A 21,833-nucleotide genomic window follows, 5' to 3' on the forward strand; every position below is an offset into this window, starting at 1 on the left:
CGGCGCCAAACCCGGCCCAATGTTCGTAATACGAACATTGGTGGCGGAGTGGCTGACGGGGAGGAAGCGGGATGGGAGCCGGGGCCGGTGCGGGTATCGGGTGGACAACGGCGGAGGGGGTTTTAACTGTCGGGGGCATGCGGTTACCCCTCCTCGCGCTTTTCGCAGCCGGCGGCTGCTCGTGTCTGCAGGCCTCGGCCGGACGTGACTGGCCGGTTTACCTGGGGGACAAGGCGGCGAGCCACTATTCGACACTGACACAGGTAACGCCGGCCAACGTCACCCAGCTTGAGGTGGCCTGGACATTCAACACCGGCGACCTGCGCGAGGGATCCACGCAGATCCAGTGCAACCCGCTGATCCTCGACGGCGTGCTTTATGGCACGACGCCGCAGACCAAGGTGTTCGCGCTCGACGCCGCCACGGGGCGCGAACTGTGGCGCTTCGCTCCGGAGAATCCTAACGGCCTCAACCGCGGTCTCGCGACGTGGACCGACGGCACGGAGCGGCGCATCCTCTTCGGCAACGGCCAGTGGCTGCACGCGCTCGACGCGAAGACCGGCCAGTTGATTGCGACTTTCGGCAACGGCGGCCGCGTGGATCTTTCGCAAGGCCTCGGTCGCGACGCCACCGGCCTCGCCATCCAGGCCAACACGCCCGGTGTCGTCTTCCGCGACCTCATCATCGTGGGTTTCCGCGCCGGCGAGGGACCGGCGCCGGCCGCGCCGGGGCACATCCGCGCTTACAGCGTGCGCACGGGCGAACTGGTCTGGACCTTTCACACGATTCCGCACCCGGGCGAACCCGGTCATGAAACCTGGCCGGCCGATGCCTGGCAGCGCGTCGGCGGGGCCAATGTCTGGACCGGCATGACGCTGGATGAGGAGCGCGGCCTTGTGTTCTGTCCGGTCGGTTCGGCGGCCTTCGACTTCTGGGGCGGCGACCGGCATGGCGACAACCTCTACGCCAACACCCTGCTCGCGCTCGACGCCGCCACGGGCCGAAAAGTCTGGCACTACCAGTTCGTGCGCCACGACCTGTGGGACCGCGACCCGCCCTCGCCGCCGAACCTCCTCACCATCCGCCGCGACGGGCGGGAAATCCCCGCCGTCGCGCAGACGACAAAGTCCGGGCACGTGTTCGTCTTCCACCGCGAGACGGGCGAGCCGCTGTTTCCGATCCATGAGATCGCGGTCCCGACCTCCGACCTGGCCGGTGAACTCACCGCCGCCACCCAGCCGGTGCCGGCCAAGCCCGCGGCGTTTGCGCGCCAGCATTTCACGGTCAACGAGATCACCGACCGCACGCCCGAGGCGCACCGGGCGGTGTTGCAGCAGTTCGCGCGGCTGAGGCCGCACACGCCCTACATGCCACCGAGCCGCGAGGGCACGATCATCTTCCCGGGTTACGACGGCGGGGCGGAGTGGGGCGGCTCGGCGGTGGACCCGGCGGGTGTGCTCTACGTGAACAGCAACGAAATGGCCTGGATCCTCACGATGGTGGAGACGGGCGGCGCAGCCACACCGGGGGAGCAGGTTTACCGGCAGAACTGCATTGGTTGCCACGGGGTGAACCGCGAGGGCAACCCGGCGGCGAGCATTCCCGCGCTCACGGACATCGGCCAGCGCCTGACCCGCGAGCAGGTGTTCGAGGTGATCACGAAGGGCCGCGGCGTGATGCCGCCCTGGGGCTTTCTCACGGAGAAGCAGCGCGAGGCGGTCACCGGCTTTTTGCTCGGCGACGCGCCGCCGAACCGCCCGGACAATTCCGCCAAAGCCGCGGAGTGGGTGACGTGGATGCCGGACCGTGCGCCCGGCGTGGCCGTGCCGCCGCCCTACACGCATACGGGCTACAACCGCTGGCTCGACCCCGAGGGTTATCCGGCCGTGAAACCACCCTGGGGCACGCTGAACGCGATTGATTTGAACACCGGCGAATACCGCTGGAGCGTGCCACTCGGCGAATACCCGGAGCTCGCGGCCAAGGGTGTGCCGACCACCGGCACGGAAAACTACGGTGGACCGCTCGTGACCGCGGGCGGCGTGCTCTTCATCGGCGCAACCCGGGATGAATATTTCCGGGCCTTTGATCCGAAGACCGGCCGCGAGTTGTGGCGATTCAAGCTGCCCGCCGGGGCCTACGCCACACCCGCGACCTACGAGGCGGGCGGGCGGCAGTTCATCGTGATCGCCTGCGGCGGCGGCAAGATGGGCACGAAGAGCGGCGACGCCTACGTGGCCTTCGCGCTGCCGAAGTGAACGGAGACCGTCAGGGCTTCGCTCCCGGCTCAAGGTATTCCTTGAACACCGGGTCGCCGAGCTTCACCTCGCCGGCGGGCGGCCCCAGGCGATCGAGTCCCGAGGTGGCGCGACCGAAATGGCGGGCGGCGGCAAGGGTCATCGCGTTGAGCGCCCCGTCAAAGGCGTGGCCGCGGGCGCGGATGCTGAAGCGCGTCTCCCAAAGCAGGCGATGCTTCTTTTCCTTCCAGAGCAGCCGGAAATCATAGGCCTGCAGGATCACGTAGTAGCGCGGGTCCTCCAACTCGTCCACGAGGTCGAGGTAGGTGCGGCCGTTGGGCTGGCGGGAGGCGCGCTCAAAGGCATCGCCGTAACCGAGCAGGTGCGCGGTGCGCTGGTTGTCCCGGTCGCGCTCGCGGTTCTGCATGCTCGCCATCGTGTCGTAGGCGCCCTGATCAGGGCTGGGTGGCGGCGCGGAGGCCGGGGCGTTGTTCGGCACGTAAACCCGCACGCGGCCTACGGCGATGACCCGGGGCGGCGGCGGAGGCGGCCGCATCGGCGCGGCGCCCATCGCGAAACCGGCGGCGGTCCGGCTGTCGGTGGCGGTGCCGCCCCAATACACCATCACCAGCAGGTCGGTCTTTTCCGGGTCGGGGTTGGACACGTAGCCCTGGCGCGCGAGCGCGGGAGCGAGGGTGCGGGCAATCTGCGGGAAGGACATGCCTTCGAGGTCCGGATCCTTGCTCGCGGTTGCGGCCAGTCCGCCTTCACCGAAGGCGATGAGCTCGGGCTTGAATGAGCCGTCGGCCAGCAGCGTGCGCTGGTAGCCGTTGTAAACGGAGGCGCTGACGGCGGTGATTTCGTCCTCGGCAGCGAGGATTCGGGGCAGGGCCGCCGCCAGGACTGCACCGAGTAAGGCGAAGGGGAGGCGCGATTTCATCACATCGGGCGTAACACCTGAAGCGGACGGCGCCCTTCGAAAAAGCCACGACGGCCCGTTTATATTTATATCTGCCTTCGGCCCGGATTCGGGTTCCGCCCTAGCGCAGTCAGAAGAGTTGTATCAGCCGCGCTTAAGCCGCAGGCGAAAGCGTGGTCAGGGAACGACCACTTTGTCGCGGTACTCCAAAGCGGCTACACTGCAATTTATCCCGCCCTACAACCAATCGGTTCGGGCATTTCAGTCAGGATGGGGGCCCGACTGCGTGGTTCCGGATTACAGGTAGCTCTCTTCCTGCTCCTGGTGGACCCTGGCGAGTTCCAGCTGGCCGGCGACGATCAGCAAGCTGGTGACCTGATAGAGCGTGACACGCTTGGATTTCAGCACCGGGGTGGAGATTTTCACCGGCTGCGGCGTGCCGTTGCCGTTGGTGACGTTGGTCGTGAAGGTGTAAACCTCGACGTTGTCGGCCAGGTGTTCCTGGGTGACGGTCTCCTTGGCCTTGCGGCGGTAGATCCACTGCTCCGCCTTGAGCGTCTTGTCGGGAGATTCAATCGGCAAAATCTGATCCGGTGTGCCGTAGGCCTTGCGGATTTCGGCCGCGCCGGTGCCTTTTTCGAGGACGAGTTTCTTGGCGGCGGGTTTGGCGGCCGGCGAGGGCTCCTTGTTGGCTTCGGCCGACGCAAACGGCAGGAAGAGGGCGGCGGCAAGGAGGGTGGTGAGGGCTGGCTTGATGAACATGGCGCGAAGCATAACACCGCCAAGGTGCCGAACCCTTCCCGCGAGTGAAGCCGAAAGGCGGGTGTGCGTCCCGTCGGAGGGGATTCTTGTCAGGAATGTGCCGGCCTCGGTCAGACCGGTCCGGGCTCACCGACCCCGACTCCAGTCGACAGGGGCCAACAAAAAGGCCGTCCCCGCAGGACGGCCTGGATGAAGCTGAGACTGAACAGGGTCAGCGCACGAGATTGATCAGGCCCTCGGCGGAGTAGGTGAGTTCCTTGACCTTCACGCAGCGCAGGTGGTTTCTGCCGCCGGAGAGCGAGGCGTCGTGGTGGAACAGCCACCACTTGTCGCCGTGCTCGACGATGGAGTGGTGCGTGGTCCAGCCGATGACGGGCTCGAGGAAACGTCCGCGGTAGGTGAAAGGGCCGCGCGGGTTGTCGCCCGTCGCATAGACGAGGTAGTGCGTGTTGCCGGTGGAATAGGACAGGTAGTAAACGCCGCGGTATTTGTGCATCCACGGGCCCTCGAAGTAGCGGCGGTCGTGATCGCCGGCGAGGAGCGGTTTGCCCTGCTCGTCGAGGATCTGGATTTCGCTCACCGGGCCCTTGAAGGACTTCATGTCGTCGCCCAGTTCGGCGATGCGGGGGCCGAGGGCCGGTTCGGACGCGGCGGGTTCCTCGCCGTTGGGATCAAAGCTGCCCTTGCGCCACTTCTGGAGCTGGCCGCCCCAGATGCCGCCCCACACGAGCCAGGCGCGGCCGCTGTCGTGGTCGTTCAGGCAACAGGGATCGATGCTGAAGGTGCCCGCGATGGGCTGCGGCTCGGCCTTGAAGGGACCCTCGGGGCGATCACCGACGGCCACGCCGATGCGGAACACGCCCTGTTTGTCGCGGGCGGGGAAATAGAGATAGTATTTGCCGTTCCGGAAAGCCGCATCCGGCGCCCAGAGCTGCTTGCTGGCCCAGGGCACATCCTTCAGGTCAAGGGCCACGCCGTGGTCCACGACCGCTCCGCCCACGCGATCCATCGAGAAGACGTGGTAGTCCACCATGTCGTATTGGTCGCCCAGGTCGTTGTCGGGGATGTTGCCCTCGCGGTCGTGGGAGGGATAGATGTAGATCCGACCGTTGAAAACGTGCGCGGAAGGATCAGCCGTGTAGAGATGCGAGATCAGCGGGGTATCAGGCATGAGGGGGCGAGGATGGGACCCCGACGGCGAGTTTGGCTAGGTGCATTTTATTCGCTTGTTAGAGCAGAACGGGTGCCGGTTGGACGGAAAGGGGTGGGCAAGAAAAAGACCGCCCCGGGTCGGGGGCGGTCGGAAGGGCGCACTGGCCTGAGGAGGCTCTCAGTTGGTCACGTCGTGCGTGTTGCTGCGCTCGCGGATCGGAAGGTAGCTCTTATACCACTCCTTCTGGGCGTCGCTGCCGGAGTAGTCCTTCAGGGCCTGCGCGCTGGCGAACTCCATGACGAACACGGCGGACCAGTCGCCCTGTTTCTTGATGGTGTTGGTCCAGACGCGGGTGATGCCCGGGTAGCCCTTCTGGAGGGCATGCACGCCGTCGAGGGCGGCCTTGATCTGCTCCGGCGTGGCGTCGGCCTTCCACTTGACGGAGACGACGTGGATCACGCTCTTGGGCGCGGCGTCGGCGGCGGTGGCGGTCGCCACGCCCAGAGAAAGGAAGGTGGCGGCAAGGAGGGTGAGGAGGAGTTTCTTCATGGTGGGGTGTGGTTTTCGATGGATCGACGCGCCGCCGGGGGGCGGTGGCGTCCGGGCCTAGAGGAATCGCGAATCAAGATTCCGCAAGGGCGTTCTGTGTGCGGACCGGATTGACCGCCTCCGGCAACCGGTCTGAATCACCGGCATGGCCCGGCAACAATTCGGTGCGGTGACCTTTCTCGTGCGTGACTACGACGAGGCGGTCGCGTTTTTCACGCGGCAGCTGGGTTTCCGGCTGCTGGAGGACACGCCGCTCGGGCCGGACAAGCGCTGGGTGCGCGTGGCGCCAGCGGGCGCGGGGGAAGCGGGGCCATCTCTGCTGCTGGCCCGGGCGGCCACGCCGGAGCAAGCGGCGGCCGTGGGCCGGCAGGCGGGCGGCCGCGTGTTTCTTTTTTTGGAAACCGACGACTTCGCGCGCGATCACGCGGCGATGCTGGCGGCAGGAGTGGTCTTCGACGAGGCCCCTCGTCGCGAGCCCTACGGCACGGTGGCGGTGTTTCGCGATCTTTACGGCAACAAGTGGGACCTGTTGCAGCGGGCCTGAACGGGTAGGGCTGTTGAGGTGGAGCGCCCTGCTCCTCAGGGCGCTTGTTTCGCAGCGGAGATCCTTTGCGCGTTGGGGAGCAACGCGCACCACCGGTTGGTCCTGTCTCTTGCTCGTGGGATGCGCGGCCTCATTCCCGGCTCAGGCGCGGAGCACGGTCCAGACTTCCCGCCAGGCCGCACGGGTGCCGAGTTGAACGCCGTCCTTCTGGACGGCGTCCTAATTGGTCGAGAAGAAGGCCCGCAGATTGCTGCGGGAAAAGGCTGTCCATTCGAATTCAGCGCGACGGCCGAAGGCCAGGCGGTTCAAAACCAGTGCGAACCCCACGCACAGCCAGAGGTTGACGAACATCAGGTGCAGGAAGTGCGGCGGCTTCAGGGCCACCACGCCGGCCTGGTGCCACGCGGGCCAGCCGAAGGACAGCAGCGCATAGCTCGCTGCGCCGAAGACGAGCGTCGCGATCACGGCGCGGGCGTCCACGTTGCGGAAGAGCAGGCCGGTGATGAAGGCCGCAAGGATCGGCATGCTGAAGAGGCCGAGCAGCTGTTGGATGAGCTGAATGATGCTCTCCGCCCCGGCGTAGAACGGCACGAGCGCGATGGAGAACAGCGCGAAGCCCACCTGCAGCCACGTGCTCAGTCGGCCGATGCCGCCGGTGGGGTTGACGTAGGCGCGATGCAGGTCGCAGACATAGAGCGAGGCGGCGGAATTCAGCGTGGAGTTGTAGCTGCTCATCACCGCGGCGAACATCGCGGCGGCAAATGCGCCCGAGAGCCACGCCGGCAGCACGTGCGCCACGATCCGGCCGTAGGTGGCGTCGCCCAGCGGGCCGAACAGCTGCCACGCGCACAGGCCGGGAATCACGACCATCGGCGGCACCAGCAGCAGGCGGATGGCCGCCGCGCCATAGGCGCCTTTCTGCGCCTCGCGGATGTTCGGCGCGGCGAGGATGCGCTGGGTGATCGTCTGGTTCGTGCTCCAGTAGTAGAGCTGCGTGAAGATCATGCCGGTGAGCAGCGTCGGCCACGGCAGCACGGAATCGGGCCCACCGATGAGCGTGAGTCGCTCGGGCGGCACGTTGGCCAGGCTCCAGCCGGTGGCGTTGAGCGAGAGGAAGGCGACGAGCAGCGCCATGCCAAACACCAGCACGCCGCACCAGGTGTCGGACACCGCCACCGCGCGCAGGCCGCCGCCGATGGAGTAGGCGGCGCCGATGATCGCGGTCACGGCGGCGATGGCCACCAGCGGCACGTCGAGCGCGAAGAGCGACTTCATGAGCAGCGAGCTGGTGTAGAGCATCGCCGGCAGGAAGATCAGCACGCTGCCGAGCAGGAAGATGCCGCCGACCGTGGCGCGGATGTGCTTGTTGCCGCCGTAGCGCCGCTCGAGCAGTTCGGTGACCGTCGTGCAGTTGTATTTGTAGTAGAGCGGCACGAAGACCTTCGCCAGCAGGATGAGCCCGGGCACGCCGGCCAGTTCCCAGCAGAGCACGAGCAGCATCTGGTTGCCGTTCCAGCCGACGAGCGTGTCGGTGCTGATGTTGGTCAGCGTGAGCGAGCCGGCGATGAACACCCAGCTCAGGCCGCCGCCGGCGAGAAACTGGTCGCGCACCTCATCGCCGCTGCTTTTGACGCGCCGGCACTGGAGCCAGGTGATCAGGCCGACGAGGCCGGTGAGGAGAAGAAAGACGACGAATTGAACCAGCGCGGAAGCGGACATGCAGGTTGGGGTGGGGTGGAGGGTTGCTGCCCGAGCGTGGCCGGCACCTCAACGACTTCGCGGTGGGACAGTCCGGAAGGGTCTTGTGGGCGGTGAGCTTGCTCACGCCACGTATGCTGATGGAGTGGCGCCAGCGAGCTGGCCGCCCACTTGAAAACTTCAGAACCGCACCGTGGCCGTCACCGGAAAGTGGTCGCTGGGGAACTGCGTGAGCCCGTCGTAATTCACGATGCCGGCGGCGTCGACCGCGGCGGGGCGACGGGCGAGGATCCAGTCGATGCGCTCGCCCTCGTGCTTGGCGGGTTCAAAGTTGTTGAACGTGTTCAGCGTGGCGTTCGCGCGCTGCGGCGCGGCGTCCCAGGTGTCGGTCAGGCCGCCCTCCTGCGTGAAAATCGCGTGGGCGCGGCTGCCGCCGGCGAGGCAGTTGAAGTCGCCCACCAGCACCACGGGCACCGTGGCCTCGACCTTGGCGATGCGATCACGCAGCAGCGCGGCGGACTTCTGCCGCGCCTCCTCGACCTCGTGGTCAAAGTGGGCGTTCCAGACTTCAAACACGCGGCCGGTGGCGCGCTCGCGCAGGCGCACCCAGGTGGCCATCCGGCGGAAACGATGACCCCAGGTGATCGAGCCCACGACCTCCGGCGTGGCCGACAGCCAGAGGTGGTCGAAAGCGACCGGCTCGAAGCGGTCGCGCCGGTAGAAGATCGCGCAGAACTCGTCCTGACTGCCGCCCGCGCGGCCGAGGCCGATCCACTCGTAGTCCGGTAAACCGGCGGCGAGTTCGCGCAGCTGTGGGTAAAGGCCTTCCTGCGTGCCGATCACATCCGGCGCCTCGCGCGTGATGAGCTGTTGCATCACGGGCCGGCGGTCGGGCCACGCATGGGGCGCACGGTCGCTGGCGTAGCGCAGGTTGTAGGTCATCGCCTTCAGCACCAGCGGTGCCTCGGCGGCGCGGACCAGGGTCGCGGTCAGGCCGAGCAGCAGGACAAGCAGGGGTCTCATAAATCCACGAGGGCCTTGAAGCCGCCGTAATTCATGCGCGTGAAATCGAAGGGGTTTTTCTTCGGATCGCACATCTGGTTGATGTGCGGATCGGCCATGACCTTCCGGTTCACCGCATCGCGGTGCTTGCGGGATTTGTAGGTGATGAACGAGAAGCACACGGTCTCGCCGGGCTTGAGGCCTGCGATCTTGGGAAAGGACGAGACCATGCCCTTGATCTTCAGGTCGTCGCCGACGGCTTCGACGTAGTCGAGCGCGCCGTGTTTCTTCCACAGTTTGCCGGCCTTGGTGGCGATGATGCGGTAGGCGGCGAGTTTGCTTTTCTTGATCGGGATCACGAAACCATCGACGTAGCGGGGCATGGCATCCTCCTGGGGTGGTGGGTTGAAACTGCCGGCAGCATGGCTCAGCCGGGCGATGGCTGACGAGCGCAAAGTCCTCCCGCGGGCTTGTCAGCCCACGCGCCGCGGCGCAGCCTTGCCGCATGCTACCCCAAGGCCTGAGCGGTTTGATCGCGATCACTTCACTTGGTTTGTTAATGGCCGCGGCGGCCTCCGCCGACCGCGGCCGGCCGGCTCCTGCGCCCGACCTCCTCGCCAAACGCTGGTCCGCCCGCTGGATCACGCACCCGGCGGCGCCAAAGGCGGACTATGGCGTCTGGCTCTTTCGCCGGAATTTCGATCTGGCGGCGAAACCCGCGCGCTTCGTCGTGCATGTGACGGCCGATGCCCGCTACCGGCTCTGGGTGAACGGCGAGCCCGTGTTGCGCGGCCCGCAGGCGAGTGATCCGGCCGAGTGGCGCTACGAGAGCCTCGACCTCGCGCCCTGGCTCAAGTCCGGCACCAACGTCATTGCCGCGCAGGTCATCGGCTACGGTGACCTCGCGCCGTATCCGAGCATGGGGCTGCGCACGGCGTTCCTCCTGCAGGGCGACACGGCCGCCGAGCGCGTCGCCGACACGGGTGCGGCGTGGAAGGTCACGCGGGCCGACGCCTACGCGCCGTTCCGGGCGGATCGCGACCGGCTGCACACGTTCGTCGTGGTGGGGCCGGGCGACGAGGTGGACGCGGCGAAGCATCCGTGGGGCTGGCAGCAGACGGGTTTTGCCGAGAACGGCTGGAGCACGCCGCGCGTGCTCGGTCACGGGTTGCCGCACGGGTGGGGCACCGACGTGGATTACTGGCTCAAGCCGCGTTCGATTCCGCTGCTCGAGGAAACGCCCGAGCGCCTCGCGCGCGTCGTGCGCGCCAGCGGCGTGACGCTTCCCGCCGGGTTTCCGGCCCAGGCCGCGCCGTTCACCGTGCCGGCCGGCACCAAGGCCGCGATTCTGCTCGACCAGGGCCACCTGACCAACGCCTACCCGCAGCTCACCGTGAGCGGCGGACGCGGCGCGAGCGTGACCCTGCGCTACGCCGAGGGACTCTTCGATGCGAAGGGCCAGAAGGGTCACCGCGACGAGCACCAGGGCCGCGAGCTGCGCGGCCTGGGCGACCGCTTCCGGCCCGACGGCGGGACGCGCCGGCTTTTCGCGCCGATGGATTTCCGCACCTACCGTTACCTGCAGCTCGACCTCGAGACCGGCACCGAACCGCTCACGATCGAGGATCTCAGCGGGGTGTTCACCGGTTATCCCTTCAAGGAGAACGCACGATTCACCAGCGACGATCCGGCGCTGGCCAAGATTTGGGAGGTCGGCTGGCGCACGGCGCGGCTGTGCGCGATCGACACCTACGTGGACTGCCCCTACTACGAGCAGCTCCAATACGTCGGCGACACGCGCCTGCAGGCGCTCATCTCGCTCTACGTGTCGGGCGACGACCGGCTCGTGCGCAACGCCCTCGAACTCTACGACCGTTCGCGCCTCCCCGAGGGGCTCACGCAGAGCCGTTATCCGTCCTTCAGCCCGCAGCTTATCAACACGTTTTCGCTCTTCTGGGTGGACATGCTGCACGACTACTGGCGGCACCGCAGCGACGACGCCTTCCTGCGGGCGCGGCTCACCGGTGTGCAGTCCGTGCTCGCGTGGTTCGAGGCGAAGATCGATCCCGCCACCGGCCTGCTCGGGCCGCTGCCCTACTGGACCTTTGTGGACTGGGCCGACCAGTGGGGCTGGAACGAGGCGATGGGCATCGGCGGCGAGCCGAGCGGAGCCCGCACCGGCGGGTCGAGCATCGTCACGCTCCACTACGCCGGCACCTTGCGGCGTGCGGCCGAACTCTGCCGCGCGCTCGGACAGGCCGAGCTGGCCGCCCGCTATGGGCGAATCGCCGATGCGTTGCTCGCCGCGGTGAACCGCCATTGTTGGGATTCAGCCCGCCGGCTCTACGCCGACACGCCAGCCAAGGATATCTTCAGCCAGCACGCCAACGTCTTTGCCGTGCTCTCCGGTGCGGTCACCGGCGACGCCGCCCGCGATCTCATGCAGCGCGTGGAGGCCGACCGTTCGCTGATCCAGGCGACGACGTATTTCCGATTCTACCTGCTGCGGGCGAAAAAGGCGGCCGGTCTCGGCGACGAGTATCTCGCCGGTCTGGGCCAGTGGCACGACATGCTCGCGCGCGGACTCACCACCTTTGCCGAGAAACCCGACCCGACCCGCTCCGACTGCCACGCGTGGAGCGCGACGCCGGTCTATGAATTCCTCGCGACCGTCTGCGGCATCGAGCCCGGCTCGCCCGGCTTCGCGACGGTGCGCATCACCCCGCACCTTGGCCATCTCCAGCAGGCATCCGCGAAGATGCCGCACCCGCGCGGCGAGATCGTCGTGGCGCTGCGGCGCGAAGGCGCCGGTCTGCACGCCGACGTCACGCTGCCCGAGGGTGTGACCGGCAGCTTGGAGTGGGGCGGCAAGAGCATCGCCTTGCGCGGCGGAGCGCAAAGCCTGCGCCTGCCCTGAGCCGCGTCAGCCGAGGGCTGTTTCGAGACGTTGAAAGGTTCGCTGCGCGCGCTCTGACGCGATCTGGTAGTCGCGCATTTCCAGGCCGGCTTTGCGGAAATTGTCGGCGCTCGGCTGCCAATAGCTCTCCTCCCCGGCGATGCCTTCAAACCGGTCGGAGGCGGAGGCCGCGGCCAGGGCGAGCAGGTGGATGATCGGGTTGTGCAGCTGGCCGGGGCGATAGTGGTGCCGGATGGCGATCACGGTTTCGTGGGGCAGGCGCCACTCCTTGAGGATGACCTGGGCGGCTTCGCAATTGTCCAGGCCCCAGTGGGCCTTTTCCCATTCGTCGATGGGTTGGCCGGCGGCGGGGTTGAAGGGCTGGATGGCCCCGCCGGTGCGCGGCACGAGTTCCAAGGCCATCATGCCGATGGAGCGGAGCAGGCCGACCGTGTAGCATCTGCGGCGACTTTCGCCCGCCGGGACGGCCAGCTCCTCCATCAGGACGGCGGCAAACAGCGAGATGCGCCGCAGGCGGGCGGCGTCGATGCCGTGGAGCGGCAGTTTCTGTTCGGCCAGCTGCACGGAGGCCAGCGCGCCGACCAGGCGGTGCACCTCGGCAAAGCCGATGCAGCTGACGGCGTCCTCGGTCGAGGAAACGGGTTCCGCCCGCGCATAGACGGCGCTGTTGGCCATGCGGATCAGCCGCGAGGCGAGGGCGGGGTCCTGCTTGAGCAGTTCGGTCACCTCGCGGGCGTCGGTGCCCGGGTCGTTGATGAGCGTGCCCAGCTCGATGAGCAGGCGCGGCGCCCCCGGCAGCTCCTTGGCGGCGGCAATGAGTTCGGCGGGTGAAACAGGTGTCTGCAACATGGACCCCTGACAACGGCACCAAGTCGGCCCGACTTGAGGGGGCCACGGGTGTGCTGGAACGGTTCACTGCCTTGGGCGCCGACGCACCCTCAGCGCCAGCCAGCCCAGCAGGAGGATGCCACCCGCGCCGGCCAGCCAGGATGGCCAGGCGGGCTCGGTGGCCGTCCCGCTGCCGCACAGCTCGACTCCGCCGGCGAGCAGGGCGAGACCGGGCAGCAGACAGAGTCCGCACTTGGGCAGCAAGGCCGCGCAGGCGAAGGGGATGAGGCCGCGGCGCAGCAGCTCAGCCGACCGGCGCATGATCGTAGCGATCGTGGTGGCGCACCCATTCCATGCCGTAGTCGAGGCCGGCTTCGTCGCGGCCCTTGGGCACGAGGTCGAGCAGGTGGTAGGTGCCCATCACCACCTCGACGCCTCGGCCGTAGGTGGAGTAGGTGTGGTAAACCGTGCCGTCGTCTTCGCGCGCGAAGATGCTGATGCCGGGCGCCTCCTCGTGCGGGAACGGGCGCGGACCGTAGTTGTAGTAAACCCGGCCGGTGGCGACGTCCTCGGGCGTGAACGACACGTGGAAATCCTCGTTGAAGTCCGTCGCCGCGGCCGAAACCCAGGTCACGTTCCAGCCCATCCGCCGCTTGAAGGGCAGGATCTCCGCCAGCGGCGCGTGCGAGACGGCGGCGAAACTCACGTCGCGCGCGGCGAGGTGCATGGTCGTGGCGACGAAGTGGTCCATCATGAACGAGCAGCTCTTGCAGCCCTCGTCCCAGCCGGAGCCGAGCATGAAATGCTGGACCATGAGCTGGCTGCGGCCGGCGAACAGGTCGGCGAGCGACACACGGCCGCGCTCGGAGTCGAAATGGTAGGCTTTTTCAATCTTCACCCGGGGCAGGGCGCGGCGGCGGGCGGCGAGGGCGTCGCGCTGGCGGGTGAGTTCCTTCTCGGCGCCGAGCAGCTCGCGGCGGGCGGCGAGCCATTGGGCAGGAGTGACGGTGGGTGATGTGGTATTCATGGGTTGATGTTGAGGGAAAGAGCAAGGCATGGCTCCGCCCGGGAGACGCAGGACGTCTCGAATGGCAGTCGCGGAGGTTAGGCCGGCGGAGGGCTAGGCTTTCGCCGCGGCGCGGAGTTTTTCGTATTCGGGCAGCAGGCGGGAGTGGGTGGCCCAGAGCGGCGGACGCGCGCTGCCCGCCAACTCGGCGATGAGCAGGGCACAGTGCGTATGCCAGCCGCTGGCGAAGTTGCAGAGATCCGGCAGATCCTCGCCCTTGGCGCGGTGCGTGAGCACGAGCAGCACCTGCGAACCCTGCGGGGTCAGCTCGAAGGTCACCTCGGAGTCGTCGCCGCCGAAGGTGTGGACGAGCAGCCGGGGCGGTTCGCAGCGCAGCACGCGGCCGCCGAAGGTCACGCCGGGGTCGTGGATGTGCTTGAACTTCTCCGGCGGCGTCTCGCCCGGCGCGAGCTTGGCATGGTGCATGATGAATTCGATCTTGCCGCCCGGTTTCGCCTCGAAGATTCCGCCGGAGAGCCAGCGGATGCGCTTCTCGGGATTGATCAGGTAGTCCCAGACCCGCTCGATCGGGCCGGGGAGGAGGCGGACCATGCGCAGTTCGCCGGGCGAGCTGAACTGGGCGTGGGCCTGGTTGTCGGGCGTGGATTTCATTTTTTGGAAGCTTTCTTGGCGGCGGCGTCCTCGCTGCGCAGCTCGCGCTCCAGGGCGTCGAGGCGGCGCGACCAGAAGGCGCGGGTTTTTTCCAGCCAGGCGCCGAGTTCGTCGAGGCCGGCGGGGTTGAGGGACTGGATGCGGGACTTGCCCTCGGCGCGGGTGACGACGAGACCGGCGTCGCGGAGCACGTTGAGGTGCTGGGAAATCGCGGGAGCGCTGACGTCAAACTCGTCAACCAGTTCGCCGGCGGTGCGGTCGCGCTGGGCGAGCAGCTCGACGATGCGACGGCGGGTGGGATCGGCGAGGGCTTCGAGACTGAGCATGGCGGAAATATTAAGCAAACGCTTAATTAAGCAAGCACTAAAACGAAAATCCTGTCTTGGCGGAGTCCTTGTGCGCCCTAGTTTGGCGGCATGTCGCGCTTGTTTACCCTTCTGGCCGTCCTGTTGCTCGCCGGTTGCACGCCCAAGGAACCGCCGCCCCCGCCCGCGCCGGTGAAGTCCGAGCTGGAGCTGAAGCGGGAGAAGTTCTTCGGTGCCGCGGCGGCGCAGGATAAAGCGATCGACTGGCGCAGCAGCGGTCTCGGCGTGAAGCTCATCACGGCGGGCGAGGGCGTTTCCCCGACCGCCTCCGACAAGGTGCGCGTCCACTACACGGGGACGCTGGCCGACGGCACGGTATTCGATGACACCCGTGCCAAGGGCAAGCCGGCGCAGTTTGCGCTGAGCCAGTTGCTGCGGGGGATGACCGAGGGCATTGGCTACCTCAAGCCCGGCGGTCGCGCGGTGCTCTACATTCCGCCGAGCCTGGGCTACGGCAGCATGCGCGCCGGCAGCATCCCGCCGGTGTCGGGCCTGACGTTCGATGTGGAGCTGCTCGAGGTGCTGCCGCGGGAGTAGGGGGGCGAGTCCGGGACGTAGCCGCGTTTGAGTCCCGCATTTGCGGGATGAAAGCGTGGTCAGGGGACGACCACGTTGTCGCTTCGCTCCAACGCGGCTACGCCGGAACTTAACTCCGTTTCGTCTTACCGCCGCTCCGGTGCGATCAGCCGGATCTCCGCGGCGAACGCGGCATGCGCTGCCGCCTCCACGGGCCGGTGCTTCACGGTGGTCGAGGCCGGATCGGCACCGAGGTAGTTGTTGCCTTTCCAGTTCCGGGCCGGTCGCACGGGACGCGGGGTGAATCCGCCGCCGCAGTTGGGGCACACATTGAGGAGCACGCCCTCGACGCAGTCGGCGCAGAAGGTGCATTCGTAGGAGCAGATGCGCGCCTCGGTGGAGGCGGGCGGCAGCGCGCGGTGGCAGTTTTCGCAGCTGGGGCGGAGTTCGAGCATGGCCCGAGATTCGCGGAAAATCCGGATGGGTCGAGTCGCGAACCGGTGGCGCCGGCACAGCTGACCGCCGGGACGGCGGGTGCAGCATCGTTGCCCGTCACATTCAAGTCCGGGCCAGGCTGTGCCGATGAACAGCCTGTCACCTAAAACCCTTTCTGCTCCAGCTTCCCCCTCCGGCTGTGGTGCGTCCCTTTTTTCGGGCCAACCCTGGTCGCGCTGGCGCTGCCATGACCAAGATCCATCACAAGCTCCTCGTGCTCAGCCTGGCGGCACTGCTCTGCCTGGCTGTTTTTGCCGGGCTGGTCATCCGTGCCGCCTGGCAGGAATACCACAGCCTGGCCAACTTCCAGCGCACCAGCCAAGTCTCCCGCACGGCCTACGAGCTGGCGAAAGACATCACCGATGAGCGGCAGGCCGCCTATTACGCGTCGGCGTTCCTCGGTGAGGGCGCCCCGGCGGAGCAGCTCGCGCGCTACTCCGCCCGGGTGGATGCCAGCCGGCAGCGGCTCGCGCGGCTGCGCGACCTGGCCGCGGAGAACCAGGCGGCGGCCTCCGCGCGTTTCAGCGGTGCGCTGCGCGCCGCGATCGCGGCCGAGGGCCGGCTCGACGCCCTTCGCGCCGAGATCCTCGCCCCCGGGCGTCCGCAGGTGCAGGACCTCGACTCCCCGCTCAAGAGCAAGGCGCTCTCGGCCTACGACACCTTTCTCGCCGCCCAAGCCGGCATTTTGCCCGCGCTCGCGCAGGAGACGCACGACGCCGAACTCGTGCGGCGCATCACCACGCAGGACAATGTCGCCCGTCTGCAGAAGGACCTCTGGAAAGTACGCGGCCTCGTCGCCACGGCGCTGCGCACCGACAAGTTGTCCGACACGGCCGTGACGGAGATGAAGCTCAAGCTGCTCGGCATCGACGACCATCTGTCGCGGCTGCACACCCTGGCTGACGAGGAGACCGCGGGCGCGGTGGGCCGGCTCGCTGCCGATGCCGACTACCAGCTGGTCACCGGTCTGGCCGGCAAGCTCCGGGATCGCGGCGCCAAGGCCACGGGTTTCAAGGAATTCGGCACACTCGCCGACTACCAGGGCGGTCCCTCCGCCCGGCTGGAGCGCACGTTCACGGGCCTCGCCGCGCAGGTGAACGCCGCGACCGAGGCCTACACCGCCGCCCGGCTCGCCGAGGCGCGCACGCGGCTGGTGGGCTGGTCGGCCTTCTGCGCGGTTTCCGTGGTCGGCCTCTCCCTGCTCATGATTTCCATTTCGCGGGGCATCGCGCGCTCGTTGCGGGTGGTCAGCCACCAGCTGGACGAGTCCGGCACGCAGGTGCGCGATGCGGCCCAGGTCATCGCCGAGTCGGCCGGCCGGCTCAGCAACGATGCCTGTGCCCAGACGGCCTCGCTCGACGCCATCGAGGGCGAGGTCCGGCGCCTGGCCGAAGCCTCGGCCGCGACGGTCACGCACATGCGGAAGCTGGCTGCCCTGGCGGAACGCTCCGCGACCGCCACCGAGGAGGGCAAGCGCGGTCTCGGTGAGTTGACCGCCGCCATGGCCGGTATCGAGAAGTCCACCGGCGAGGTGGCCGGCATTCTCAAGACCATCGACGACATCGCTTTTCAGACCAACGTTCTTGCGCTCAACGCCGCGGTTGAGGCCGCGCGGGCCGGCGAGGCCGGCGCGGGCTTCTCGGTCGTGGCCGAGGAAGTGCGCAACCTCGCCCAGCGCAGCGCGCAGGCTGCCCGCGAGACCGCCGCCAAGATCGAGACTGCCGTCCACAACAGCCGGCAGGGCACCGAGCTTACGAAGCGCACGGAATCCAGCTTCCTCGAGATTTCCCGCATCACGGCCGACCATCACGCGATCGTCCGCGAGGTGGAGCAGGCCTCGCACCAGAGCACGGAGGGCGTGGCCCAGGTCAACCAGGCCATCGGTCACGTCGGCGAGATCACCCGCCGCACCGCCGCGATGGCCGAGGAAAACGCCGCCGCCGCCGCGGAAATGCGCGCGCAGATCGAACGCCTCGCCGCCGCCGTCGCCCGGCTCGACGCCATGATCACAACTGCCCGTCGCGCGAAGATCGGCAGCGAGAAACCCTCTCATTCCGGTTCAAGACGTCCTGCGCCCGGTCCGGTGTTGGCCGGAGTTTAAGACGGAAAGCGAATGGAGCCGGGGTGCCCTCACCCCGGATTTGCCGCTCTCAGCGCCGGCCGCCGCGCTCGCCGTTCACGAAGGGCATCGCCCGCATCGCCGGGAGGGCTTCGCTGACCGGTCCGACGCTGGGATAAAACAACGGGTAGCCATAGCCCGGGTAGTAACCGCCGAGGCCGTCACCCTTGTAGCTCGAGTACGAGAAGCTCACGCTGAGGCCAGTGACCGGGTCGTGAAAACCGACCCAGCCCGAGGTGCCGTAGAAACTGCCCTGGCTGCTGGCCCCGACGGTCACGCTCATGCCGCCGTGTACGCGCAGGCGGCCTTGCTCGCTGAGCACGTCGCCCTCCTTGAGTCGCGGACGCGGCTTGGGCGCGGGGCGGGACAATTCCTCGGCCGCGAGGGCCGCGAGTTGGTCGGTCTGCGCCGCACTCAGGGTCGGGCGCTCCGCCGGCTGGGTCACGGTCGAGGCGGGAACGGTATCATCGGCGTGGAGACCGGGCGCACCGGTCATCAGCCATCCCGACAAAAACCAGACCGGGCGAAGCATGCGGAGGATAACCATGGGGTGCTGTGACCCTTGGGTCGGACGGCGGTTCCGGCAACACATTAGGCCGTCGGAATCCAATTCCACGGAGGGATTGGCCACATCCTGTTGCGGCGCTCTCGCCGCCCAGGACCAGTCGCCCTGCCGACGCAGTGGCTGGAAGCACAAAAGACGCAAAACTGAGGAAGGTAGTCATTCTGCGAGCCAGGACCAAACCGAAGCCTGTTTGGGTGGGACCACCAATAAACATCCTTACCGTCATCCTGAGCCGTGCGGAGGATCCAGGAGCGCAACCGCCTGCGGCCATCATGCTGGATCCTTCACTTCGTTCAGGATGACAATAGGGAGATTTTGGAGAGGACCTGGGAAGACAACCGGCGTGGTTCAGGTTGACCCGCTGGGGGCGGGCCGGCCTGCTTGGCGCCATGGCCCGGAGCCTGATCACCAACCATACCTCGCGGTGCGAACGCTGCCGTTTCGCACCGCGCTGGTGCATCTGCGCGGCGCACACGGAGATCGCGAGCCCGCTGGTGGTGGACGTGCTGATCCACCAGCGCGAGCTCTGGCGCCCCACCAGCACCGGGCGGCTGGTGAACCGCGTGCTGGCGGGTTCACGGCAGCATGTGTTCCACCGCGAAAAACCGCCCCCGCGCGAGGAGATCGCCCGGCCCGGCCGTGAGCTGTGGATCCTGCACCCGCGCGGCGAGGCCGTGCCGACCGGGGCCGATCTTTCGCAGGTGCAGGTGCTGCTGCTCGACGGCAGCTGGGGCGAGGCCGCGCGCATGTCGTCGCACGTCGCGGGGTGGGGCCGGCTCATCTGCCTGCCCGACGCCGGCGAGAGCCGCAGCAGCCTGCGTCGCCAGGAACAGTCGGGCAAATACGCCACCGCCGAGGCACTTTTGTTCCTCCTCGCCGCCCTTGGCCTGACCGAGGTCGAGCGCCAGCTGCGCCTGCAGTTTGAACTCCACGTCTATGCCGGCCTCCGCACCCGCGGCGCTGTGGTCCAGGCCGAGGAATTTCTCGTTGCGTCGCCCATCAAGGAAGCCTTCCCCGACCTGCTCACCGAACTACATAGGCGGCGGCCGTTGGTTTGAGTTCCGCTTTGGTCCGGTAAAATGCGTTGGGCAAAACCGGAATCCGTCAAAACCAAGCATTGCGCGGCAAGCCTTTGTGTCTTTGCTCGCGGAAAACCAACCCTGAATGTTATGCGGAACTGAGTTCCGCTGAATATACTGTTAGGCAAAAAATGACGCGCATCGCAGTTATCGGTAATGCGGGTGGCGGAAAGTCGACGCTCTCTCGAAGACTTCGCGACGCGCTGCGGTTGCCGCTTCATCCGGTTGATCAGCTCCAGTGGCGTCCGGGATGGAAGCGCGTGGCGGCAGAAGAGTTCGCGACGGTGCATGCGAAGCTTGTTTCAGAGCCGCGTTGGATCATCGACGGCTGGGGCGAGTTCGACGCGATTGAAGCAAGGTTTCGTCGCTGCGATACCGTTGTGCTCATCGATTTTCCTCTTTGGCGGCATTATTGGTGGGCGCTGAAGCGTCAGTTCATGTGTCTGTTTCGCCCACGAATTGACGGACCGTCCGGTTGTCCGATGCTTCCGATGACTTGGCCGCTTATGAAGATGCTTTGGTTGATTGATCGAGATGCGATGCCGCGCTTGCGTGCCCTGGTTGATGCGCAGCGTGAATCGAGGCGAGTGATCGTGATTCGCTCACTTGCCGAGCTGCGGCAGTTTAACCGCGAAGTCGACGCCCATGCCAAAACAGCCTAACCAGTCGCCAGAGCCAACGGCACTCGCTGTCACGCCTCGTGCTTGCGCACGAGTCGCGCCATCGAGCGCCGTGGCTCATCTTTAACGATCGGCGAAGAAAAGATGAAGAAAAGCGCAGTCATCGGTCCCTCGGCAATCATGGTGGCTACGACCGCTACTGCCATCGTCATCTCGACTATTACGCCGACCGATCCTCATTACGGTGTTTGGCCGAAGATCATGGCGGCTGCATTCTGGAGTGCTCTCGGACTCATCCCCGCTGCGATCTGGATTGGCATAGCGAATTTCAAACACCCGCTGGCAAAAGGATTATTGCTGCTTCAAGCAATCGCTCTTTTGGGATTCCTTACCCTCAACCTCGGTATAGGTGGATTTGGATTCCAGGCCCTTTCATTCGTCTTTCTCGCCGTATGCATGGTCGTCGGTCTTCCCTTCATTCTAGTCCTCCTCTACCGCGGACACTGTGGTTCGCACGGCGCTACTGCGAGAGAGCCGATCCAGTCGCCAGTGCCAACGCGCGGGAATGGAACGTGATTCGCATGGGCCTCCTCCGCTCCACATATGCAGTAATTCAGAAGGGTTCACTCTCCGCTCGCCCGCGCGCGGCACATCTCTAACGATCGGCGGAAGAAAGATGAAGCATGCGTTGATAGTCCTTGTTTCCGTTGTCGGGCTTTTCGCGGCACTATACTTGGGCGCGAAGGTGCTCGACCCCGATTACGACAAAGAGCGCGCTGAGATTTTGCGGGTAGCTTACTCGCATTCGGAGATCACAACCCGTGTCGGAAGTGTCCGGACCGCGTCGTTTACCACTCAGAAGAAAGAGGGCCTGGCCGTGCTGGCTCGCTTTTTCCGTGACGACTGGACGCGCGTCCGCAGCCAAGGTGCCACGAAAGGCAGTGCCCGACTGTTCATCCTCGGTTCCAAAGAAGGCGGGTTCTTCGTGATTCACTATACCTACACCGAGAAGAATGGTCAGTTCACGCTGGATTCAGTGGACACATCGGCGTTCGATTCGCCTCAAGAACGCCGATCTCTGAGCCGGCACAGCCAACTCTGGGCAGCTGCCGCTGCCCTCCGTGGCTGACCTCAATCAATCGGCCAAGAACCATGAGCGATAGCGACTACATCGGCGAGGGTGAGATTGACTACGCGAAAGTCATGGCCCGCGGAGGGGCCAACTGCGGTGACGAAGATTTTGCTGTGTTTGCGTGCCCGTTTTGTCGCCATGTCTACCTGCTGGAGTATGAAGTCGACACAGCCTACCTGGATGCGAGCGACCTGAAGAAGAGAGTGTCGGTGTTCAATACGTGCTTTTCCTGCGTATCGTGCGGCATAGAGATTCCTAGCGACACGGCATGGGTTGGCCCTCGCGCCCCAGAAAAGTTCAAAGTTCTTCGAGAAGAAATGTCGCGATCAGGTTGGCGATGGATTCTTAAGGAGGAGGCCGATCTCTGAGCGTTCTGCTGCGCCGTAGCGCGCAGCAGAACGCCGGTTGAACAAGCCCCGCCTTCTCTGAAGCTACGGCGCGGCGAGCCGTAGTAGGTTTGGGAACACTGATACGCTTTGTGTTGGGCACGCGGTGGCGGCGGACGGAACGAGTAGGATGGATGACGACTGCCGCGGGAGATCGTGCAGCCCGCCTTTACGCAGTTCAGGATCCAGTGCCCTGGGGCGCTGTTCGCTGAAACTTTTATGACTGGCGGCATCTAAGGCTTGTTCACCGGAGCGCTGTGTCATAACGG

24 protein-coding genes are annotated in these 21,833 nt (G+C 66.4%); 10 read left to right on the forward strand and 14 right to left on the reverse strand.

The window, feature by feature from the left end:
- Window positions 1–137: 137 nt before the first annotated feature.
- A complete protein-coding gene (locus tag ESB00_RS05605; RefSeq protein ID WP_129046740.1) occupies window positions 138–2,258 on the forward strand; it encodes an outer membrane protein assembly factor BamB family protein in 2,121 nt (706 codons plus the stop codon).
- A 10-nt stretch (window positions 2,259–2,268) separates the two neighbouring features.
- Here the strand turns inward: ESB00_RS05605 and ESB00_RS05610 are convergent, their stop codons facing one another.
- The 4 genes from ESB00_RS05610 to ESB00_RS05625 form a co-directional block, all read right to left on the reverse strand.
- Window positions 2,269–3,177: a hypothetical protein gene (locus tag ESB00_RS05610; RefSeq protein ID WP_129046741.1), complete on the reverse strand. Its 909-nt coding sequence runs from the start codon at window positions 3,175–3,177 to the stop codon at window positions 2,269–2,271.
- Window positions 3,178–3,453: 276 nt separating this feature from the next.
- On the reverse strand, window positions 3,454–3,918 hold the full coding sequence (locus ESB00_RS05615; RefSeq protein WP_129046742.1) for a hypothetical protein: 465 nt from the start codon (window positions 3,916–3,918) through the stop codon (window positions 3,454–3,456).
- A gap of 211 nt (window positions 3,919–4,129) precedes the next feature.
- On the reverse strand, window positions 4,130–5,089 hold the full coding sequence (locus ESB00_RS05620; RefSeq protein WP_129046743.1) for a glycoside hydrolase family 43 protein: 960 nt from the start codon (window positions 5,087–5,089) through the stop codon (window positions 4,130–4,132).
- A gap of 159 nt (window positions 5,090–5,248) precedes the next feature.
- On the reverse strand, window positions 5,249–5,620 hold the full coding sequence (locus tag ESB00_RS05625; protein WP_129046744.1) for a Dabb family protein: 372 nt from the start codon (window positions 5,618–5,620) through the stop codon (window positions 5,249–5,251).
- Between the two features lie 145 nt (window positions 5,621–5,765).
- Here ESB00_RS05625 and ESB00_RS05630 point away from each other — a divergent pair, with 145 nt between their 5' ends.
- Entirely contained in the window at window positions 5,766–6,164 is a 399-nt protein-coding gene (locus tag ESB00_RS05630) for a VOC family protein (RefSeq protein WP_129046745.1), read from the forward strand.
- Between the two features lie 219 nt (window positions 6,165–6,383).
- Here ESB00_RS05630 and ESB00_RS05635 read toward each other — a convergent pair whose 3' ends face one another.
- The 3 genes from ESB00_RS05635 to ESB00_RS05645 all read right to left on the reverse strand — a co-directional run bounded on the left by ESB00_RS05635 (window position 6,384) and on the right by ESB00_RS05645 (window position 9,247).
- Window positions 6,384–7,883 carry an SLC5 family protein gene (locus ESB00_RS05635; protein ID WP_129046746.1) on the reverse strand — a complete coding sequence of 500 codons (1,500 nt, stop codon included), beginning with the start codon at window positions 7,881–7,883 and terminating at the stop codon, window positions 6,384–6,386.
- Between the two features lie 159 nt (window positions 7,884–8,042).
- A complete protein-coding gene (locus tag ESB00_RS05640; protein ID WP_218938687.1) occupies window positions 8,043–8,885 on the reverse strand; it encodes an endonuclease/exonuclease/phosphatase family protein in 843 nt (280 codons plus the stop codon).
- Window positions 8,882–9,247, reverse strand: coding sequence for a DUF1428 domain-containing protein (locus ESB00_RS05645; protein WP_129046747.1), 366 nt, complete (start codon window positions 9,245–9,247; stop codon window positions 8,882–8,884). The genes ESB00_RS05640 and ESB00_RS05645 overlap by 4 nt, the downstream gene beginning before the upstream one ends.
- Before the next feature lie 122 nt (window positions 9,248–9,369).
- On the opposite strand from ESB00_RS05645, the gene ESB00_RS05650 reads away from it, so the two are divergent.
- Window positions 9,370–11,781, forward strand: a complete 2,412-nt coding sequence (locus ESB00_RS05650; protein WP_129046748.1) for an alpha-L-rhamnosidase-related protein — start codon at window positions 9,370–9,372, stop codon at window positions 11,779–11,781.
- Between the two features lie 6 nt (window positions 11,782–11,787).
- Here the strand turns inward: ESB00_RS05650 and ESB00_RS05655 are convergent, their stop codons facing one another.
- The 5 genes from ESB00_RS05655 to ESB00_RS05675 all read right to left on the reverse strand — a co-directional run bounded on the left by ESB00_RS05655 (window position 11,788) and on the right by ESB00_RS05675 (window position 14,613).
- Window positions 11,788–12,630: an HDOD domain-containing protein gene (locus tag ESB00_RS05655; protein ID WP_129046749.1), complete on the reverse strand. Its 843-nt coding sequence runs from the start codon at window positions 12,628–12,630 to the stop codon at window positions 11,788–11,790.
- 63 nt (window positions 12,631–12,693) lie between these two features.
- Window positions 12,694–12,930 carry a hypothetical protein gene (locus ESB00_RS05660; protein ID WP_129046750.1) on the reverse strand — a complete coding sequence of 79 codons (237 nt, stop codon included), beginning with the start codon at window positions 12,928–12,930 and terminating at the stop codon, window positions 12,694–12,696.
- Complete coding sequence (locus tag ESB00_RS05665) at window positions 12,914–13,636, reverse strand: DUF899 domain-containing protein (protein ID WP_129046751.1); 723 nt, start codon at window positions 13,634–13,636, stop codon at window positions 12,914–12,916. The genes ESB00_RS05660 and ESB00_RS05665 overlap by 17 nt, the downstream gene beginning before the upstream one ends.
- A 93-nt stretch (window positions 13,637–13,729) precedes the next feature.
- Window positions 13,730–14,287: an SRPBCC family protein gene (locus ESB00_RS05670; RefSeq protein ID WP_129046752.1), complete on the reverse strand. Its 558-nt coding sequence runs from the start codon at window positions 14,285–14,287 to the stop codon at window positions 13,730–13,732.
- On the reverse strand, window positions 14,284–14,613 hold the full coding sequence (locus ESB00_RS05675) for a metalloregulator ArsR/SmtB family transcription factor (protein ID WP_129046753.1): 330 nt from the start codon (window positions 14,611–14,613) through the stop codon (window positions 14,284–14,286). The genes ESB00_RS05670 and ESB00_RS05675 overlap by 4 nt, the downstream gene beginning before the upstream one ends.
- A gap of 90 nt (window positions 14,614–14,703) precedes the next feature.
- Here ESB00_RS05675 and ESB00_RS05680 point away from each other — a divergent pair, with 90 nt between their 5' ends.
- Window positions 14,704–15,189, forward strand: a complete 486-nt coding sequence (locus tag ESB00_RS05680; protein ID WP_129046754.1) for an FKBP-type peptidyl-prolyl cis-trans isomerase — start codon at window positions 14,704–14,706, stop codon at window positions 15,187–15,189.
- A gap of 125 nt (window positions 15,190–15,314) precedes the next feature.
- Here ESB00_RS05680 and ESB00_RS05685 read toward each other — a convergent pair whose 3' ends face one another.
- A complete protein-coding gene (locus ESB00_RS05685; protein ID WP_129046755.1) occupies window positions 15,315–15,623 on the reverse strand; it encodes a DUF1272 domain-containing protein in 309 nt (102 codons plus the stop codon).
- A 227-nt stretch (window positions 15,624–15,850) separates the two neighbouring features.
- On the opposite strand from ESB00_RS05685, the gene ESB00_RS20225 reads away from it, so the two are divergent.
- Window positions 15,851–17,764 carry a methyl-accepting chemotaxis protein gene (locus tag ESB00_RS20225; RefSeq protein WP_129046756.1) on the forward strand — a complete coding sequence of 638 codons (1,914 nt, stop codon included), beginning with the start codon at window positions 15,851–15,853 and terminating at the stop codon, window positions 17,762–17,764.
- 49 nt (window positions 17,765–17,813) lie between these two features.
- Here ESB00_RS20225 and ESB00_RS05695 read toward each other — a convergent pair whose 3' ends face one another.
- Window positions 17,814–18,329, reverse strand: a complete 516-nt coding sequence (locus ESB00_RS05695) for a hypothetical protein (protein ID WP_218938688.1) — start codon at window positions 18,327–18,329, stop codon at window positions 17,814–17,816.
- 407 nt (window positions 18,330–18,736) lie between these two features.
- On the opposite strand from ESB00_RS05695, the gene ESB00_RS05700 reads away from it, so the two are divergent.
- The 5 genes from ESB00_RS05700 to ESB00_RS05720 all read left to right on the forward strand — a co-directional run bounded on the left by ESB00_RS05700 (window position 18,737) and on the right by ESB00_RS05720 (window position 21,546).
- Window positions 18,737–19,405, forward strand: a complete 669-nt coding sequence (locus ESB00_RS05700) for a DTW domain-containing protein (protein WP_129046758.1) — start codon at window positions 18,737–18,739, stop codon at window positions 19,403–19,405.
- A 152-nt stretch (window positions 19,406–19,557) separates the two neighbouring features.
- The gene (locus tag ESB00_RS05705; protein ID WP_129046759.1) at window positions 19,558–20,088 is read left to right on the forward strand and encodes a P-loop NTPase family protein; all 531 of its coding nucleotides are present in this window, start codon (window positions 19,558–19,560) and stop codon (window positions 20,086–20,088) included.
- Between the two features lie 42 nt (window positions 20,089–20,130).
- Entirely contained in the window at window positions 20,131–20,622 is a 492-nt protein-coding gene (locus tag ESB00_RS05710) for a hypothetical protein (RefSeq protein ID WP_129046760.1), read from the forward strand.
- A gap of 100 nt (window positions 20,623–20,722) precedes the next feature.
- Window positions 20,723–21,175: a hypothetical protein gene (locus tag ESB00_RS05715; RefSeq protein WP_164976069.1), complete on the forward strand. Its 453-nt coding sequence runs from the start codon at window positions 20,723–20,725 to the stop codon at window positions 21,173–21,175.
- Between the two features lie 23 nt (window positions 21,176–21,198).
- On the forward strand, window positions 21,199–21,546 hold the full coding sequence (locus tag ESB00_RS05720) for a hypothetical protein (RefSeq protein ID WP_129046762.1): 348 nt from the start codon (window positions 21,199–21,201) through the stop codon (window positions 21,544–21,546).
- The last annotated feature ends 287 nt before the right edge of the window (window positions 21,547–21,833 follow it).

Source organism: Oleiharenicola lentus (assembly GCF_004118375.1).
Classification (GTDB): Bacteria; Verrucomicrobiota; Verrucomicrobiia; order Opitutales; family Opitutaceae; genus Lacunisphaera; species Lacunisphaera lenta.

What these genes read in the sequence shown, in the direction of transcription:
- ESB00_RS05605 (WP_129046740.1), top strand. Translation starts at nt 138, where the DNA reads ATGCGGTTACCCCTCCTCGCGCTTTTCGCAGCCGGCGGCTGCTCGTGT.
- ESB00_RS05610 (WP_129046741.1), bottom strand. Translation starts at nt 3,177, where the DNA reads ATGAAATCGCGCCTCCCCTTCGCCTTACTCGGTGCAGTCCTGGCGGCG.
- ESB00_RS05615 (WP_129046742.1), bottom strand. Translation starts at nt 3,918, where the DNA reads ATGTTCATCAAGCCAGCCCTCACCACCCTCCTTGCCGCCGCCCTCTTC.
- ESB00_RS05620 (WP_129046743.1), bottom strand. Translation starts at nt 5,089, where the DNA reads ATGCCTGATACCCCGCTGATCTCGCATCTCTACACGGCTGATCCTTCC.
- ESB00_RS05625 (WP_129046744.1), bottom strand. Translation starts at nt 5,620, where the DNA reads ATGAAGAAACTCCTCCTCACCCTCCTTGCCGCCACCTTCCTTTCTCTG.
- ESB00_RS05630 (WP_129046745.1), top strand. Translation starts at nt 5,766, where the DNA reads ATGGCCCGGCAACAATTCGGTGCGGTGACCTTTCTCGTGCGTGACTAC.
- ESB00_RS05635 (WP_129046746.1), bottom strand. Translation starts at nt 7,883, where the DNA reads ATGTCCGCTTCCGCGCTGGTTCAATTCGTCGTCTTTCTTCTCCTCACC.
- ESB00_RS05640 (WP_218938687.1), bottom strand. Translation starts at nt 8,885, where the DNA reads ATGAGACCCCTGCTTGTCCTGCTGCTCGGCCTGACCGCGACCCTGGTC.
- ESB00_RS05645 (WP_129046747.1), bottom strand. Translation starts at nt 9,247, where the DNA reads ATGCCCCGCTACGTCGATGGTTTCGTGATCCCGATCAAGAAAAGCAAA.
- ESB00_RS05650 (WP_129046748.1), top strand. Translation starts at nt 9,370, where the DNA reads ATGCTACCCCAAGGCCTGAGCGGTTTGATCGCGATCACTTCACTTGGT.
- ESB00_RS05655 (WP_129046749.1), bottom strand. Translation starts at nt 12,630, where the DNA reads ATGTTGCAGACACCTGTTTCACCCGCCGAACTCATTGCCGCCGCCAAG.
- ESB00_RS05660 (WP_129046750.1), bottom strand. Translation starts at nt 12,930, where the DNA reads ATGCGCCGGTCGGCTGAGCTGCTGCGCCGCGGCCTCATCCCCTTCGCC.
- ESB00_RS05665 (WP_129046751.1), bottom strand. Translation starts at nt 13,636, where the DNA reads ATGAATACCACATCACCCACCGTCACTCCTGCCCAATGGCTCGCCGCC.
- ESB00_RS05670 (WP_129046752.1), bottom strand. Translation starts at nt 14,287, where the DNA reads ATGAAATCCACGCCCGACAACCAGGCCCACGCCCAGTTCAGCTCGCCC.
- ESB00_RS05675 (WP_129046753.1), bottom strand. Translation starts at nt 14,613, where the DNA reads ATGCTCAGTCTCGAAGCCCTCGCCGATCCCACCCGCCGTCGCATCGTC.
- ESB00_RS05680 (WP_129046754.1), top strand. Translation starts at nt 14,704, where the DNA reads ATGTCGCGCTTGTTTACCCTTCTGGCCGTCCTGTTGCTCGCCGGTTGC.
- ESB00_RS05685 (WP_129046755.1), bottom strand. Translation starts at nt 15,623, where the DNA reads ATGCTCGAACTCCGCCCCAGCTGCGAAAACTGCCACCGCGCGCTGCCG.
- ESB00_RS20225 (WP_129046756.1), top strand. Translation starts at nt 15,851, where the DNA reads ATGACCAAGATCCATCACAAGCTCCTCGTGCTCAGCCTGGCGGCACTG.
- ESB00_RS05695 (WP_218938688.1), bottom strand. Translation starts at nt 18,329, where the DNA reads ATGGTTATCCTCCGCATGCTTCGCCCGGTCTGGTTTTTGTCGGGATGG.
- ESB00_RS05700 (WP_129046758.1), top strand. Translation starts at nt 18,737, where the DNA reads ATGGCCCGGAGCCTGATCACCAACCATACCTCGCGGTGCGAACGCTGC.
- ESB00_RS05705 (WP_129046759.1), top strand. Translation starts at nt 19,558, where the DNA reads ATGACGCGCATCGCAGTTATCGGTAATGCGGGTGGCGGAAAGTCGACG.
- ESB00_RS05715 (WP_164976069.1), top strand. Translation starts at nt 20,723, where the DNA reads ATGAAGCATGCGTTGATAGTCCTTGTTTCCGTTGTCGGGCTTTTCGCG.
- ESB00_RS05720 (WP_129046762.1), top strand. Translation starts at nt 21,199, where the DNA reads ATGAGCGATAGCGACTACATCGGCGAGGGTGAGATTGACTACGCGAAA.